The 15,871-nt window shown below is 70.7% G+C and carries 14 protein-coding genes; 6 read left to right on the forward strand and 8 right to left on the reverse strand.

Annotated features, from left to right (window positions below):
- A complete protein-coding gene (locus ACFSC0_RS14045; protein ID WP_377283530.1) occupies window positions 1-816 on the reverse strand; it encodes an ABC transporter permease in 816 nt (271 codons plus the stop codon).
- Between the two features lie 254 nt (window positions 817-1,070).
- Between ACFSC0_RS14045 and ACFSC0_RS14050 the strand changes: the two genes are divergently transcribed.
- From ACFSC0_RS14050 to ACFSC0_RS14065, 4 genes are read left to right on the forward strand one after another with little or no spacing between them, the layout of a single operon-like run.
- Entirely contained in the window at window positions 1,071-2,393 is a 1,323-nt protein-coding gene (locus ACFSC0_RS14050) for an N-acetyl sugar amidotransferase (RefSeq protein WP_377283529.1), read from the forward strand.
- Between the two features lie 50 nt (window positions 2,394-2,443).
- A complete protein-coding gene (locus tag ACFSC0_RS14055; protein ID WP_377283528.1) occupies window positions 2,444-3,463 on the forward strand; it encodes an N-acetylneuraminate synthase family protein in 1,020 nt (339 codons plus the stop codon).
- Entirely contained in the window at window positions 3,460-4,644 is a 1,185-nt protein-coding gene (locus tag ACFSC0_RS14060) for a sugar phosphate nucleotidyltransferase (RefSeq protein WP_377283527.1), read from the forward strand. The genes ACFSC0_RS14055 and ACFSC0_RS14060 overlap by 4 nt, the downstream gene beginning before the upstream one ends.
- Window positions 4,641-5,396 carry an acylneuraminate cytidylyltransferase family protein gene (locus tag ACFSC0_RS14065; protein ID WP_377283526.1) on the forward strand — a complete coding sequence of 252 codons (756 nt, stop codon included), beginning with the start codon at window positions 4,641-4,643 and terminating at the stop codon, window positions 5,394-5,396. The genes ACFSC0_RS14060 and ACFSC0_RS14065 overlap by 4 nt, the downstream gene beginning before the upstream one ends.
- Here ACFSC0_RS14065 and ACFSC0_RS14070 read toward each other — a convergent pair.
- From ACFSC0_RS14070 to ACFSC0_RS14095, 6 genes are all read right to left on the reverse strand, one after another.
- Window positions 5,312-7,144 (reverse strand): glycosyltransferase family protein, encoded by a 1,833-nt coding sequence (locus ACFSC0_RS14070; protein ID WP_377283525.1) that lies wholly within the window; start codon window positions 7,142-7,144, stop codon window positions 5,312-5,314. The two genes, ACFSC0_RS14065 and ACFSC0_RS14070, sit on opposite strands and share 85 nt — an antisense overlap.
- Window positions 7,141-7,785 carry a NeuD/PglB/VioB family sugar acetyltransferase gene (locus ACFSC0_RS14075; RefSeq protein WP_377283524.1) on the reverse strand — a complete coding sequence of 215 codons (645 nt, stop codon included), beginning with the start codon at window positions 7,783-7,785 and terminating at the stop codon, window positions 7,141-7,143. Before ACFSC0_RS14075 ends, ACFSC0_RS14070 begins: the two co-directional genes overlap by 4 nt.
- Before the next feature lie 72 nt (window positions 7,786-7,857).
- The gene (gene hisH, locus ACFSC0_RS14080) at window positions 7,858-8,499 is read right to left on the reverse strand and encodes an imidazole glycerol phosphate synthase subunit HisH (RefSeq protein WP_377283523.1); all 642 of its coding nucleotides are present in this window, start codon (window positions 8,497-8,499) and stop codon (window positions 7,858-7,860) included.
- Window positions 8,496-9,257, reverse strand: coding sequence for an imidazole glycerol phosphate synthase subunit HisF (gene hisF, locus ACFSC0_RS14085; protein ID WP_377283522.1), 762 nt, complete (start codon window positions 9,255-9,257; stop codon window positions 8,496-8,498). Before hisF ends, hisH begins: the two co-directional genes overlap by 4 nt.
- Entirely contained in the window at window positions 9,242-10,588 is a 1,347-nt protein-coding gene (locus tag ACFSC0_RS14090) for a hypothetical protein (RefSeq protein WP_377283521.1), read from the reverse strand. The genes hisF and ACFSC0_RS14090 overlap by 16 nt, the downstream gene beginning before the upstream one ends.
- The gene (locus ACFSC0_RS14095) at window positions 10,585-11,931 is read right to left on the reverse strand and encodes a glycosyltransferase family 2 protein (RefSeq protein WP_377283520.1); all 1,347 of its coding nucleotides are present in this window, start codon (window positions 11,929-11,931) and stop codon (window positions 10,585-10,587) included. The genes ACFSC0_RS14090 and ACFSC0_RS14095 overlap by 4 nt, the downstream gene beginning before the upstream one ends.
- Before the next feature lie 127 nt (window positions 11,932-12,058).
- On the opposite strand from ACFSC0_RS14095, the gene ACFSC0_RS14100 reads away from it, so the two are divergent.
- Window positions 12,059-13,552: a sulfotransferase gene (locus ACFSC0_RS14100; RefSeq protein ID WP_377283519.1), complete on the forward strand. Its 1,494-nt coding sequence runs from the start codon at window positions 12,059-12,061 to the stop codon at window positions 13,550-13,552.
- A gap of 113 nt (window positions 13,553-13,665) precedes the next feature.
- Complete coding sequence (locus ACFSC0_RS14105; RefSeq protein WP_377283518.1) at window positions 13,666-15,429, forward strand: class I SAM-dependent methyltransferase; 1,764 nt, start codon at window positions 13,666-13,668, stop codon at window positions 15,427-15,429.
- Between the two features lie 42 nt (window positions 15,430-15,471).
- Here ACFSC0_RS14105 and ACFSC0_RS14110 read toward each other — a convergent pair.
- A partial coding sequence (locus tag ACFSC0_RS14110; RefSeq protein ID WP_377355169.1) for a M10 family metallopeptidase C-terminal domain-containing protein occupies window positions 15,472-15,871 on the reverse strand: 400 nt, incomplete at its 5' end.

Genomic DNA, 15,871 nt, shown 5'->3' on the forward strand with positions numbered 1-15,871 from the left:
CTAAACCCGAAACAGGATGTGGTGCTTGGTGCGGCCGGCGAGCCAGGCGCCGGGGATGATCGCGACCAGCGAGCCGAGCAGCAGCCACACCAGCGGGCCGAAGTGGCTCACCTTGCCGTTGACCGCCGCATCGACGATCGCCGGCATGATGTAGGCGAACGGATTGAGGTCGTAGACCCAGCGGATGTCCTCAGGGACCTGGCCGATTGTGTACAGGCCCGGCGAGAAGAACCACCACAGCCACACGATGTGACCGACGAAGCGGCCGGTGTCGCGGAAGAAGCCGCCCAGGACCGAGATCCAGACCGAAAGGCTCATCGAGAAGGCGAACTGCACCATCGCGATGAAGAGCAGGTAGACGTGCGAGACGTCGAGCAGGTAGCCGGAGACGCGCAGGAACAGGATAAGCACGGCGAACCGGAAGCCGAACGAGATCAACTCCGAGAACAGGAACTCCAGGTACGGCACGCGCAGCGAGATGTCCGAACCGGCGTATCGGGTGGATTCCACGATCAGATTTGCAGACGATGCGCACATGGACGCGTGCGATCGCCAGAAAGTAACGGCGGAGAAGAACGTCGCAAAGCTGACGCTCGCGCCGCTCAACGAGAAGATGTACTTGAGGAGTATGTAATAGGTCCACGCCTGCAGGGCCGGTTCGAGCACCAGCCAGATCCGCCCGAGCGACAGGCCGAAGAACTCCCGGCGCAGGGACATGCCCGCCAGGTACCAGGCGACGCGCAGGTCGCGCAGCGCTTCGGTCAGCCGCAGGCCGATCGGCGAGCCGCTCGACCAGCGCCCCCCCGGAGTCTGCACGGAACGGTAAGCGGCTGTGGGGGAGATGGACGTCATTTCGGGTCCCGCAACTAGCGGCTGTCGATGAACTCTGCGGCCCTGAATAGCGGCCTGATCGCATCGGGGCTAGCCGGGCCAGGCGCCGCACGTGCCGATCGGCGATGCGGCGAAAGGCCCGCCCGGCTTGGGTCGTGAGGCTTTGACACAGCGTCCTCCCGCCGATAACCCTTCTTACCTTTGGTTGTGCTGTAGGCTGTGTCCAGGCGGGAAATGTAATGCACCCGAGGAATAAAGAGATTGACTTCTCGCGCTTCCGCGAAGATCTCAACGATCCGGATGTCTTGTACGGGCTGCCGGAGACGGTTGAATACTGTCGTTCGTGCGTGATTTCCAATCAACGGCCGTCGTCTGCTGTTGAATTCTTGCACACCAAAGACAGCAAGAAGCGCACGATCCACCTCGACGCGGACGGAATCTGCGACGCCTGCCGCTTCGCCGAGCGCAAACACGGCAAGATCGACTGGGCGAGTCGCGAGGCCGAACTGGTCGAGCTGCTGGCCAAGCACCGCCGGTCGGACGGGCGCTACGACGTACTCGTTCCGGGTTCGGGCGGCAAAGACAGCGTCTACGCGGCCCACCTGCTGAAATACAAATACGGCATGAACCCGCTCACCGTGACCTGGGCGCCGCACATCTACACGGATTGGGGGTGGAGGAACTTCCAGTCCTGGTTGAACGCCGGGTTCGACAACTATCTCATGACGGCCAACCCGCGGGTGCACAGGCTGCTCACCCGGCTGTCGGTCGAGAACCTGTTCCATCCCTTCCAGCCTTTCATGCTGGGCCAGAAGAACCTGGCCCCGAAGATGGCGCTGCTGTTCGACATCCCGCTGGTCATCTACGGCGAGAACGAGGCGGAGTACGGCAATCCGATCGCCGACACCGACAAGGCGACGCGCGACCTGAGCTACTTCTCGATCCACGATCAGTCGAAGGTCTATCTCGGCGGGGTTCCGATCACCGAGCTGAAGTCGGAGTACGGCCTCACGGACGGCGATCTCGACGCCTACCTGCCGGCCGATCCGCAGCGCCTGGAGACGCGGGGCGTGGAGGTCCACTACCTCGGCTATTACCTGAAGTGGCACCCCCAGGGATGCTACTACTACGCCGTCGACAACGCCGGCTTCCGGGCCGCGCCGGAGCGGACCCAGGGCACCTATTCCAAGTACAACAGCATCGACGACAAGATCGACGACCTTCACTACTACACGACCTATGTGAAGTTCGGGATCGGCCGCGCGACCTATGACGCCGCCCAGGAGATCCGCTCGCGGGACATCACCCGCGAGGAGGGCGTCGCCCTGGTGCACAAGTTCGACGGCGAGTACCCGGATCGGTTCGAGGGCGAGCTGATGGAATACCTCTCCCTGCCTCGCGAGCAGTTCCCCGTCGCCTCCCGCATGTTTGAAGAGCCGATGCTCGACCGGGACTACTTCATGCACCTGGCGGACCGCTTCCGCTCGCCTCACCTTTGGGTGCACGACACGGACGGCTGGCGCCTGCGGCAGGGCAAGGTCTCCAACCTCCAGGCGGCGTAGGCGCGATGCGGATCGCAGGCCGGGAGATCGGATCTCAGGAGCCGTGCTTCGTGATCGCCGAGGTGGGGGTGAACCACAACGGCGATCCGGAGCTGGCCGAGGCCTGCATCCGCGCCGCCGCGGCGGCGGGCGCGGATGCGGTGAAGTTCCAGACCTTCCGCGCCGAGCTGCTGGCCGACGCGCAGGCGCCGCTGGCGCCCTATCAGGAGCGCAACGGCCAGGGCGGCCAGGACCAGCGGGCGATGCTGCGGGCGCTGGAGCTCGATCTCGGCTGCTATCCGCGGCTCAGGTCGCTGGCCGAGTCCCTGGGGATGGTGTTCCTGTCGACGCCGTTCGACCGGCCGAGCCTGGAATTCCTGGTGCGGCTCGGCGTGCCGGCGCTGAAGCTCGGATCGGGCGATCTCGACAACTTCCCGCTGCTGGCGGCGGCGAGGGCGTCGGGCCTGCCGCTGATCGTGTCGACCGGCATGGCGGACCTGCAGGAGATTGCAGATACCGTCGCATTCCTGAGCGATAAGGCGACGGAGTTCGCGCTGCTGCAGTGCGTCAGCGCCTATCCCGCCGCTGCGGAGGCCCAGAACGTGCGATCGATTCCCGCGCTGGCGAAGCGCTTCGGCGTTCCCGTCGGATTCTCGGATCACACCTCGGGCGTGGGCGCCGCCGCCGCCGCGGTCGCCCTGGGGGCCTGCATCGTCGAGAAGCATATCACCCTGGACCGCAGCCTGCCGGGGCCGGACCACCTGGCCTCGCTGGAGCCGGACGGCTTCAAGGACTATGTGCTGGCGCTGCGCGAGGCCCAGGCGGCGTTGGGCAGCGGCGAGAAGCAGGTGCAGCCCCAGGAACTGGAAGTTCGCGCGGTGGCCCGCCGTTCGGCCGTGGCGCTGCGCGATCTGCCCGCCGGGCAGGCGCTGGCCCTGGACGCCGTCGACATGCGCCGTCCCGCCGACGGCGTGTCCGGCCGGGAGCTGTTGTCGCTCCTCGGGCGGCGGCTGGTCCGGCCGGTCGCCGCGGGCGAGCGGTTGCGGGCTACAGACTTCGAGCTGTCAACGGCAGAGGAGGGCGTCAGGTGAGGCCAGGAATGCTGCGCGACGTGATCGGGCTGACCATGGGTCGCAACGGATCTGTCCGGGACGCGCTGGACATCATCGACCGGCAGGAGCCCAAGATCGCGCTCGTCGTCGACCAGGACCGCCGCCTCCAAGGCGTCGTGACCGACGGCGACATCCGCCGGTTCCTGCTGCGGGGCGGGGATATCTCGGCCCCGATCTCGCTGGCGATGAACGAGGACCCGGTGGTCGCGCCGACCGACTGGGATCCCGAGCTGGTGCTGCTGACCATGCGGGTGCGCAGCCTCCGCCAGGTGCCCGTCGTGGACGAAGGCCGCCGCCTCCTCGGCGTCTATGTGGCCCCGGAACGGATCATCACCTCCCAGATGCCGGCGCCGGTGCTGATCATGGCCGGCGGCAAGGGCAGCCGGCTGGCGCCGTTCACCGATCTGGTGCCCAAGCCGATGCTCGACATCGCCGGCACGCCGATGCTCGAGATCATCATCCGCAGGCTGGTGCTGCAGGGCTTCACCAAGTTCTACTTGGCGATCCATCACCTCGGTCACATCATCCAGGACCACTTCGGCGACGGCTCGCGCTGGGGCTGCTCCATCGACTACGTCGAGGAAGAGGCGCCGCTCGGCACCGGCGGGGCCCTGGGCCTGCTGCCGCCGCACGTGACCGGCGACGTGCTGGTGATGAACGGCGACCTGCTCACGACCCTCGACTGCGCGCGCATGGTGGCCTTCCACAAGGCCCGCGATGCGGCCCTGACGGTCTGCGCCCGGGCCCATGAAATGGAAGTGCCGTTCGGGGTGATCACCCAGGTGGACGGGATCGTCCGCGGGATCGTCGAGAAGCCGGTGCACAGGACCCTGGTGAACTCGGGCGTCTACGTCGTCTCGCAGTCGGCCCGCCGGTACATCGCGCCCGGCGTTCCGATGCTGATGACCGACCTGATTTCCGAGCTGATCCTGCAGCGCGAGACGGTCGCGAGCTTCCTGAGCCGGGCCGAGTGGGTCGATGTCGGCCGACCGGACGACCTGCGGCGCGTCCGCGAGCAGGCGGAGCTGGCGAGCCGGCTCGGCTGGCTGCACGAGCCGGCCGGTCTGGAGCCCGAACCGTGGGGCCTGGAGGAAGAGCCGGCGGCGGCGGAGACGGGGCTCATCCTGGGCGATCTGCGGCCGGCCCAACTGGCCGGATGATCGCGGGGTTCTCGGTCCTCGCCCTGATCCCCGCGCGCGCGGGATCGAAGCGCATGCCGGGCAAGAACGTGGCGCCCTTCGCGGGGCGTCCGCTGATCCAGTGGACGGCCGCCGCCGCCGCCGCCAGCCGGTTCGTGGACCGCGTGGTGGTCAGCAGCGACTGCCCCGAGGCGATCTCGGCCGCCGTGGCCGCTGGCGCCGAGGCTCCCTTCGTCCGCCCGTCCGCGCTGGCCCAGGACGACACCGGCAGCGCCGACGTCGTCGCCCACGCCCTGGAGGCGATGGATCGCCCGTTCGACATCGTCGTGCTGCTTCAGCCCACGTCGCCGCTGAGGACGGCGGAGGATATCGACGCCCTCGTCCAACTGCTCGTCGAACGCCGGGCGCCGGCGGCCCTGTTCGTCAGCGCCGTGGACAAGCCGCTGGCCTGGATCAGGACGCTGGCCGCTTCCGGGGAGCTCGCGCCTGTCGCCGACGCCTGGCCGCAGCCCGGGGCCGGCGCACGGCTCGTCCGACCGAACGGCGCCGGTTATGCGGTCTGGACGCAGCGGTTCGCCGCCGAGCGCGACTTCGCGCCCGAGGGGGCGCTGGGGCTGGAGCTTCCGGCCGCGCGGGCCTTCGACATCGACACGCCCGAGGACTTCGAGATCGCCGAGGCGGTCGCGCTCTACGCCGAGCGACGGCGGGCGACGGCCTCGTCCAGCGCTGCGAGGATCCGGGACTCGCTGAGCCCGTCGAAACAGCCCCAGTAGCCCCGCCGTTCCTCCGCGCGCGATCGCCAGGAGGCCCTGTACTCGTCGTCCGACAACATCCGACCCAGTTCCCGGTCGAAGTCGGCCGAGTTGTCGACCGAGACGATCGACCCGGCCTCGCCGAATTCGCGGTAGCCGTAGTGGTAGGCGTCGTAGTTGATGGCGGGCACGCACAGGTTCGAGGCCCACAGCAGGGTCGAGGAGACGCAGGCCACGAACAGGTCCGCCTGCGCCATGATCTCGATCAGCCGGCCGGGCCAGATCACCAGCCCGAACTCGCTCTCCAGATAGTGCATGGCGGCCGGATCGAGCGTCGGGTGGAGCGAGACGATCACCTCGGCGTCGCTCTCCTGCGAGGCCTGCTGAAGCGAGGCCGCCCAGGCGCGGCTGAGCTGCTCGTAGTCCTTGTACTCCAGGGCCGGTCCCTTGCGCCCGAACTGGTTGGTGACCCAGGACACCACCACCAGCTTGCGCTGGCGCACGCCCGAGGGGGACGCGCCCAGCCGCTCGGCCACCGCCGGCGACAGCGTGCGCGCCAGGTCGCCGCCCTGCAGGCTCTGTCCGATCGCCCATAGCCGCTCGTTCAGGCCCTCGGGCCGGAAGCGGGCGCCGAGGAAGAAGCGCAGCCGCTGCAGGCGCTCGGCCTGGTCGGCCTCCTCGTCTTCGGCCAGCAGGGCCTGGCCCAGCATGCCCCGCACCGCCGCGACGACGCCCCCGCGGAAGGCGTTGCGCTCCAGCAGCCGCTCGAAGCTGCGGATGGCCTGGGCGTTCAGCGGCCGCGCGCTCGGCGGATCGGACCAGTACTTGTCGTTGAGCGAGCCGGTCAGCCGCAGCTGGCCGGCGGGCACGCCCGCCCGGGCGTAGTAGTCCATCGCCTGCTGCGAGGGCAGCAGCAGGGTTCCTTCGCCCGACTGCGGGGTCCAGGGCTGCGGGGTGGTCACGCCCGAAAGTTCGAAGGCGATCACCTCGGCGGCAGGCGCGCGCAGCAGGAGCCGCCCACGATAGGCGTTGATCCACTGGGGGTAGCGGCGGGCCACGAGCCGGGAGAGCGGGTCGCCGCGCAGGTGGTGCGCGCGCGAATAGTAGAGGGACTCGTTGATCTCCTTCGTCGTGCCCATCGCGAACGGCAGGATGACGATCTGCGCGCCGAAGCTCTTGGACACGCGGGTGAACACGCTGTTCTCGGAGCCGGCGAAGTCCTGGCCCATGATCACCACGTCAGGGTTCAGGAAGTCGTGGATCCCGAAGGCGAAGGCGGTCAGCCTGCGCACCCGCGCCAGGTGCAGCCGGAAGGAGGCCATGTCGCGCACGAAGCTGGGCTCTTCTTCGTCGCGCCAGCGGGCGAGCACCCGGTTGGCGACCGCGAAGGCCCGGGAGAGCTGGCCCAGCGCCCGGGCCGTCAGTCCGCGGCGCGTCAGATTTGCGAGCTTCGGCGAGCGCGCCGTGCGCTCGGCCCACTCCCGGCCCTCCCGGACCCAGTCCGGATGGGCGACGGAGGCGGGCACATAGTCCTCCAGGCCGGCCTGGCCGAGCGAGAAGGGGATGCGTTCGAGCGAGAACGCCGGGTCCGCGTGGATGTAGGGGAAGCCGCGGCTGAGGCAGACCTCGGCGTGGCGTTCGGCGGCGGCGTAGTCCGGGCGGATGAACACGAAGGTGCAGGCGGCCGAACGCTCTTTCCGCAGCAGCATGGCCAGCTGCAGCAGCTCGTGAAACTCGCCAGGCTCATTGACGATCATCACCGCCTTCATCGGCCCGCTCCCCGGCTGGTAATCCGCGCCGCCGGGACTCCGGCGACCCGCGCGCCCGCATCGAGCGGCCTGGCCACGACGGCCCCCGCAGCGACCAGGGCCCCGTGTCCGACGGAGACGCCGGGCAGGATCACGGCGCCGCCGCCGATCAGCACGTCGTCTCCGACCTCGGCTCCGCCAAGGATCACCGCGCCGGGCGCGATGTGGCTGTTCGCGCCGACCTTGGCGTCGTGCTCGACGATGCAGCCGCTGTTGAGGATTGCATTCGCCGCGACCTCGGCCGAGGCGTTGACGACCGCCCGCGGCCCGACCAGCACCCCGTCGCCGAGGCGGGCGCTGGCGCTGACCACCGCCGAGGGATGAGTGAGCGTCGCCAGGCCGCGGCCGAGCGTGCCGGCCAGCGCGGCGAGGCGGCGACGGATCGCCAGGTCGCCGAGGCCGATCAGCCAGGGGATGTCGCGGTCGAAGCGCTGGTGGGCGGCCGCCTCGTCGCCGGTGAACAGGCAGGGGCCGAACACGGCCGGATCGCCGTCGCCGGCCGGCGCAATGACCGCCTCGACCGTCCAGCCGGCCGCCACGGCGGTGTCGAAGCACACCTTGGCGTGCCCGCCCGCCCCCAGGATGCAGATCCTCTTCGCCACCCCCTCCGCGCCTCCTAGCCGCGACCGCGCCGGGCCCGCGCGCCCGCACCGCGTCCGCGGCCGGCGGGAGCTCTAGAGCGAGACAAAGGCATCCAGGATCCGCAGGCCGGCCGGGCCGCTCCGCTCGGGGTGGAACTGCACGCCGCAGAGCGCGTCCTTGAACACCGCCGCGCAGACCGGACCGGCGCCATAGTCGGTGACCGCCAGCTCGATGGCCGGATCGGTCGGCCGGACCGCATAGGAGTGGACGAAGTAGAGCTCTTCGCCCGGCGAGAGGTTGCGCAGGATGGCGCCGTCCCAGGACCCGCCGCGGCCCGGCGCGATCGGGCTCCAGCCGATGAAGGGCGCGCGCACCTGCCCGCCGTCCGGCCGCTCCACCGGGATGTGTTCGACGGCGCCGGGCAGCAGCCCCAGGCCCTCGGTCTGGCCGAACTCATGCGAGGCCTCGAACAGGATCTGAAGCCCGACGCAGATGCCGAGCGCCGGTCGGCCGTCGCCGAGGCGCTCGCGGACCGGGTCCCACAGGCCGGCGGCGCGCAGCGCCTCGGCGCAGGCGCGGAAGGCGCCGACGCCGGGCAGCACCAGCCGGTCCGAGGCGGCGATCTCCCGCGGGCAGCTGCTGACCCGCGCGTTCGCGCCGACGACCTCCAGGGCCCGCGCCACGCTGCGCAGGTTGCCGACCCCATAGTCGACGACAACAACGTCGCGGGTCATGCCGCCGCTCGCACGCTGAACATGGGATGGTTGGCCGCCTTGATCTCGTTCAGGGTCGCCCGGTCGTAGTGGATCATGTCCGCCACGGCCACGGCGCTGGCGCCGGCGCGCACGGCTTCGCCGGCGTGCTCGAAGCGGCCGAGGCCGCCGGAGGCGATCACCGGCACGTTCACCGCCTCGCTGACGGCCGAGACGAGCTCCAGGTCGAAGCCCTTGCGCGTGCCCTCTCGGTCCACCGAGGTCAGCAGGATCTCTCCTGCCCCGAGGTCGGCCCCCCGGCGGACCCAGTCCACGACGTCCAGGCCGGTGTGCTCGCGGCCGCCGTCGATGTAGCACTCCCAGCCCGGGCCGCCGCCTACCCGACGCTTGGCCTGCACCGACAGCACCATGCACTGCGAGCCGAAGCGGCGGGCGATATCGGAGATCAGCTCCGGGGTCCGCACCGCCTGGGTGTTGATCGCCACCTTGTCCGCCCCGGACCGCAGCATCTGCTCCACGTCCGAGACGCTGCGGACGCCGCCGCCGGCGGTGACCGGCACGAAGATGTTGCGGACCGAGTACTCGAGCAGGCTGGAGAGGTTGTTGCGGCCATAGAGGCTCGCCACCGCGTCGATGAACAGGAACTCGTCGGCGCCCTCGGCGTAATAGCGGGCCAGGCGCGGTTCCGGGTCCCCGATCACCCGCAGGCCCTCGAGCTGGACCGGCTTGATCAGATTGGGCCCCTTGATGTCGAGACGGGCGATCAGTCGATGGGACATGCCTGCTCCCGAGTGCTTCCAGATTGCGGTGGTGCTTCTAGCAACGGAGACGGGGGGAGACCAACGCGATCCCACGGCGCCCAGACGGAGATATCGCCGCAGACCCTGCGCCGCCGCAGCGGCAATCGCCCAGAGTCCAGAGCCTGAGGGTCCAGGGCGATGGCGGCGGCGACCGCCGCGGCTCCGCCGGCCGGGGCCGGGTGGACGTACCGGCGCAGCCTGACGGCGGCGGCCGAGGAGCGTTCGCCCCCGGGCGGGACGGCCAGGCCGGCGCGCACCATTCCGTACTGGTCCAGGCCGGCGGCCGCCTCGTCGATGAGACTGGCCGGGATGCCGAGGGCCAGGGACTCCAGGATGATGTTGGAATCGCCGCCGAACAGGCGCGACTGGCGTGCGAGGAACTCGGCGGTCGGCACCGAGCGGCTGTCGCAGTAGCGCGCCCCGATCCGCTCGGCGACGGCGCGCCAGGCGGACACGCGCCGGTCGGCCGGATGCGGGCGAAGCTCGAGCACGCCCGGCCCGCCGCTCGCGCAAAGGGCTCGGGCGAGGCGCTCCAGCGCCTCCGGCTGGCTGAAGAGGCCGGGCGCAAGGCCGACGGAGGTCGATGCGCCGGGGGCGCACCGCCGCGCCTCCTCGACCTTCACCGACCCCAGGACGACCACCTCGCCGGCCGGCTCGCCCTGCGCCAGATATTTCCGCACCGCGTCCCAGCCGTGCAGCAGCGAGACGTCGGTCGACAGCGGGCCCTCGATGCCGCCGACCGCGGCGTGCTGGACGTAGAGGGTGCGCACGCCGGCGTCGCGGGCGGCGGTCAGCAGCGCCGCCTGGCGCGGCGAGTAGTGGTTGGCGACGATCACCGCCGCGGGCCGCTGGCGCAGCCTGCGGCGATGGAGTTCGACCTCCGCCAGCGCGCTGATCGCATCCCGCGTCTCCGCGCCCCAGTCCGCGATCACGTGGCGGCGCGGGCCGAAAAGCCGCGTCAGCAGCCCGGCGCCGGCGCGCACGCGCGCCCGCGCGAAGTCGCGGCGCGGCCACAGGCCCAGCGGATCGGCCGCATCGATGAGCTCGATCCGTCCGGCGGAGGCTTCGGCGACCGGGGCCAGCACCTCGCGCTCGACGGGGGTGAAGGCCCAGGCCTCCACCCCCGCCACGGCCGGCCGCCACGCTCCGGGGGCGGAGGGCCAGGCCAACCGGCGCGCGCTGCTGGCCACCGAGGCGACGGCGGCGGCGCGCGCGGTCAGCCGCCTCGCCCAAAGCGCACGGCGGCGAACCTCCGGCGGCGGCTGGAAGATCTCGTACTCCCGCAGCACCTGGTCGAACTGGACGGTCAATGGACTGACGCGGCCTCGGGCTGGTGGTCCCGCCTCGCCTCGGCGAGCTCGGCGCCCCACAGGCCCAGCTCGCCCGGCGCCAGGCGCGGCAGGTCCAGCTCGCCGGCCTCGGCGATCGTGGCGGCGACGAGGTGGCGCACCGCGGGGGGCGGCGCGGCGCCGAGGTAGACGAGCGAGTCGGCGGGCCCGAGATCCAGCGTGGCGAGGTCTCCCGGGGCGGCGATCACCACCTGGCCGCCGGGCGTCTCGGCCCCATCTGCCGGCAAGGCGGCCAGCCGCCGGCCCACCGGCGTGGCGGCGGCGCAGCTTCCGAGGACCACCCGCAGCGGCTCGAGCCCGATGAGCCCGCGCTCGAGGGCGTGGTTGCGCATCACCCGGTCGCGGTTGGAGACCAGCGGGTTGCGGATGCTCACGCTGTCCGGCTGGATCCGATAGAGGTAGGTCTCGCGTTCGATGATCTGCGCCGGGCTCGCGCGGGTCATGCGGAGGATGAAATCCCAGTCCTCCAGCCGGTTGAGACGCTCGTCGAAGCCGCCGAGCCGGTCGACGAGGGCGCGCTCGTGGGCGAAGCCGTTCATGTCCAGGACGCCGCGCTGAAGCTGCCAGGCCCGGCTGAGCTCCTGGGCGGTCAGCGGGGCGCGGCCGACGGCGCGCGAGGACGAGGCCAGCCCCCGCTCCAGGGCCGCCGCATGCAGCTCCAGATGCTCGGGCGCCCAGACGTTGTCGCTGTCCAGGTAGGCGACATAGAGGCCCCGGGCCGCGGCGAGACCGACGTTGCGCGCCGCCGCGGGGCCCCGGCCCTCGCCGCGAAGCAGCCGAAGCCGGCCGGTCTCGATCTCGGATGCGAACCGGTCCCGCAGCACCGCTTCCGTGCCGTCGCGGCTGGCGTCGTCGACGACAAGCACCTCGGCGTCGGAGACCGTCTGGCGCAGCACCGAGCCGATCGCTTCCGGTACCAGCGCGGCCCGGTCGCGGGTGGGGATGATCACCGAGAACCGGCAGTCGGTCGCGCCCGCCGACAGCCCAAGCAATGCGCGGGCCTGGGCGGGCGCGCGCCGCGGGTCGTGGCCGAGCGACCTGGGCCGCAGCGGCGTCTGCAACGCTTCGCCGGACAGCACATAGTCCCAGTAGGGCGACACCACGCCCGGGCGGGGACGCACCAGGTCGTAGAAGCCCGGATCGAGCAGCGGCCGGATCTCACGGGTGCGCCGCCACGCCCGATGGATGCGGCCGGGCCGCAAGCCGCAGGTCCGCAGGATGTAGAACAGCGTTGCGAAGCGGGCCTGAACCCAGAGGGTCAGGAGCCAGAGCCGCCGTCGCAGCGCCGCCGGTGCGGGCGGCATGGTGGACATCCCTCCGAGTGGCGAGTCATCGCAAGCTAGCGGCTCGACACGACGGGAGGTAGAGGAACGCGGCGGCACAGCGCAAAAGCGCGCCGTCGTGTCGCTGCCGCAAGGGGATGAGGGCGACATGAGCGGCTCAGTCGAGGATCGTGGGTCGGCGAACCCGGTTTTCAGCGACGATCCGGCCGACTGGGCGGACGTGCTCAGGGCCTACCTGAAAGCGAGCTCTCCCGAACGCTTCGCCGCGGCGCAGGCCGCCGGCACGCTCGAGCCGTCCCTTCGCCAGGCGGTCGATTGGGGCCGGACCGAAGGCGCAGCCCTCGACCCGGCCGAGCTTGCCGCAAAGCTGAAGGCGCTGGTGGCGAACATCCCCGTCACCGCGCCCGTGGACGAAGGGCCTCTGGGCGATGATCCCGGCGCCTGGCCCGGCGAACTGATCGAGCACTTCCGGCGGGCGTCTCCCGAACGTTTCCGAATCGCCGAACAGGCGGGGCGGGTGCGGCCGAACGTCGAGGCCCTGGTCGCCGAGGCCAAGGACGAATGGGCGGCGCTACCGTCCGGCGACGCCGCGGCCCGGCGCGCATTCAAGCAGCGGCTGCTGGGGCGGTCCGACGTGCTGTCGCGGCCCGTGCTCGCCCTGAAGCCGTCGCGGCCGGCGTCGGCCGGCGAGTCCGCGGACCTGCACCTGGGCCCCGGCGGCCGCACTCAGGCGAGATCGCCCGACTTCTTCATCCTCGGTCCGGAGCGGAGCGGGACGACGATCGTCGGCGCGGCCCTGTCGAGCTCTCCGGACGTCTTCGTGCTGAACGACACGATGGTCTTCCTGCGCTGGATCTCGATGCGCCACCAGATCGCGGAGACGCGCCGGATCGGCGAGCAACACGGGATGCGGGCCGACTTCGTGCCGACGCTGCCGGAGGACCCGGATCAGCCGGCCGCGATGAGCCACGTGAAGTGGCTCCTGGGCATGCTGGTGTCGACCTACTACGGGGCGGGGGCGAACCCGGCCGAGCCGAACAAGAACCTGGCCCGCTTCGCGCTGCACGGCGACCTTCTGGATGTGGAGCAGATCCTGGCGGCCGTGCGCGAAGGCTGCGACTGGCGCCAGGTGATGGCGCTCGTCTACGGCTCGCTGACGCCGGCGCAGTTCGCGTCGCGGCGTGTTCTCGGCGAGAAGACGCCGGCAAACGTCCTCCATCACCGCGAGCTCCGGCGCTTCCACCCGCACGCCCGGTTCGTCTGCATCGTGCGGCGGCCGGAAACAAACCTGGCCTCGATCTACCGGCGCTATCCCTCGCCCGAGCTCGAGCATGCGCTCGGGCATTACGCCAAGTTCTGCGACGCCATCGTGGACCTGGCGGAGTCGGGAGCGGACTGCACCTTCATCCGGTACGAGGACTTCACGGCCGATCCGGCGGCGACGCTGTCCAGGATGGCCGAGGCCGTCGGGGCTCCGCCGTGGCCGTACGACCCACAGTTCCGCTCGTACAACATGCCCGAATACACCGGCGCCGGCGTGGACCCCTCGCGCGGTGAGAACATCAGCCACATCGGCGAGCGCGAGCGGGAGCTGATCCGCGCCCGCACGCGCGAGTTCCGGGCGCTGTTCTATCCGGATTGAGCGATCGGCGCCCGCGCCAAGCTCTGGCGTCGCCGGGGGCGGCCGCAATACCGCATTGACGCGTCCCCGATGGACGATAACCGTGCCCTTCGTTCGAACCTTGGAGCCCAAGCGTGCCTGAAGATGCCCGGCTGCTCGCCCGCGCCAGACGCGCCGCGCGCGACGTGCTCACCCGTCCGGAGAAGTTGCGGGTGCTGGGGCCGGATCCCGAGCTCTGGGCGGCCGAGCTCCGCGCCCACATCGAACGTTCGTCGCCCGAGCGGGCGGCCGAGGCGAAGCTGCGCAACGTGCTGGATTCAGCGATCCGCGAAGCGCTCGCCCGGGCTCTTCCGGAGATCACCGCCCTCGCCCTGACGGAAGGGGTGCTTCGGGTCGAGGCCGTGGCGGCGGAAGAGAGGATCATCGCCGCGGCGCACGCCGCCGTGGCCGAGCGGCTGGCCGATCCCCTTCCCCTGCCGGGCGCCCAGCCCGACGTCTTTCCGCGCGGGTCCTACCTGCTCGACAAGTCCGTCGACGAGGTCGCGCAACACCTCGCGTCCTTGGAGGAGGGGCCTGCCTTGGCGGCAAGCGGTCTGCTCAGGGCCCATGCCGCGCAGGCCCTGGCCGACGCGCGGGCCACCCGCAAGCGGCTGGTCGACCGCTACCTTCCGGAAATCTACGCGACCGAACAGGCCGAGCAGCAGCTGCTGTGGGTGCTTGAAAACAAGCAGCCATATTTCGGGGACGTGCAGGAACGCATCACGGCGGGAAGCGTCCGCGGCGACTACGCCCTTCCCGAGCCGCAGTGGACCGATCCGCAGCATCAGGCGCTGGCCGACTACATGCGGATGGCCAGCCCGGACCGTCACCGCGTGTCGACCGCCGAGGGGACGCTGCAGATCAATGTTCCCCATATCGCCGCGGCGGGCGCGCGCATGAAGGCCGCCATGATCGGCGCCGGCGTCGCGCCGGAGTTTGCGGAGCGGGAAAGCCAAAAGCGGATGCGCGAAGCCTTGGTCGGCGCGCGCCTGGAGCCGCAGAGCTTCCGCGAGTTCTTCAACGCACTCGGGACGCTCTACTCGACGCCGATCTACGACCTCTACCTCGAGCGGTTCGGCTTCGAGGCGCTGGCCGAGCGGCGCTTCTACAATCTGGGCTGCGGCTCGTTCAGCCATCCGGCCTGGACCGGCGTCGACTATCCGTCCGAGCACTACTCCAAATCGCAGTATCACATCGCCTGGGACGCGGAGAGCGGCGAGCCGATCGACGCGCCGTCCGGCCGCGCCGGCGCGGTGTTCAGCAGCCACACGATCGAACACCTGCAGGACAAGGGCGCGCTGAACTATTTCTCGGAGGCCTACCGGCTGCTCGCGCCCGGCGGCGTCCTTCGGATCACCTGCCCGGAGTTCGAGTACTATTACGAGGGCTTCGTCAGCTGCGACGCGGCCCGCTATTCCTTCCCCATCAGGCCAGGCTTCAGCAGCCTGGCCGAAGCGGTCAGCGCGTCTTTCCTCGTAGAGACGGCCTCGCAGATGTCCCCGTTGTTCGAACCGGCGTGGCGCGGCACCGCCGCGATGGCCGCCGTCAACGCCGAAGGCGCGCAACTGCCGACGCCGGTGGAGCGGACGGAGCTTGAATCCCTGGTGCGCGCCGAAGGGCGGGATCGGGCCATGCTCGAGGTGACCCGGCGCGTCAGCCTCGACGTCCACAGGCACATGCTGGGCGGCCATGTGAACTTCTGGCCCTATCAGCGCATCGTGGAGTTCGGCCGCAAGGCGGGGTTCCGCCACATCTACCGGTCGGCCTATGGACAGAGCCGGTGCCCGATCCTGCGCGACACGCGCTACTTCGACAGCACGGCGTCGAACATCTCCATCTACGTCGAGATGGTGAAATAGCCCGGGGGCGGGGCGGCCCTGGCGGACCGCCCCGATCGGCGGCTAGAGCACGAAGCCGGCCGACGAGGTGACCTGGCCGACGACGTGGATGACCATGTCGTCGCCTTGTCCGTCGCCGTCGGTGTCGAACTCCAGCACGGTGCGGTTCTGGCCGGCGTCGTAGACGGCGCGGACCTGGCCGGCGGTGTTGGTGAAGCTGGTCACCCAGGCGAAGGCCTGGTCGCCGGCCACGCCCACGTTGGCGTCGACCATCGAGACGTCGATGATGTCGCCGCTCGCGGCGCTGAAGTCCAGGATCCGGTCCGGCGCGGCGGCGGTGGAGTGGGCCGCGTTGCTGAACACGAACCGGTCGGCGCCCGGGCCGCCGTGCAGGTTGTCCTGCCCGGCGCCGCCGTCGAGGGTGTCGTTCCCCATCATGCCGTAGAGGTAGTTCGCGCCGGAG

This window comes from Phenylobacterium terrae (assembly GCF_042681205.1).
GTDB classification, from domain to species: Bacteria; Pseudomonadota; Alphaproteobacteria; order Caulobacterales; family Caulobacteraceae; genus Phenylobacterium; species Phenylobacterium terrae.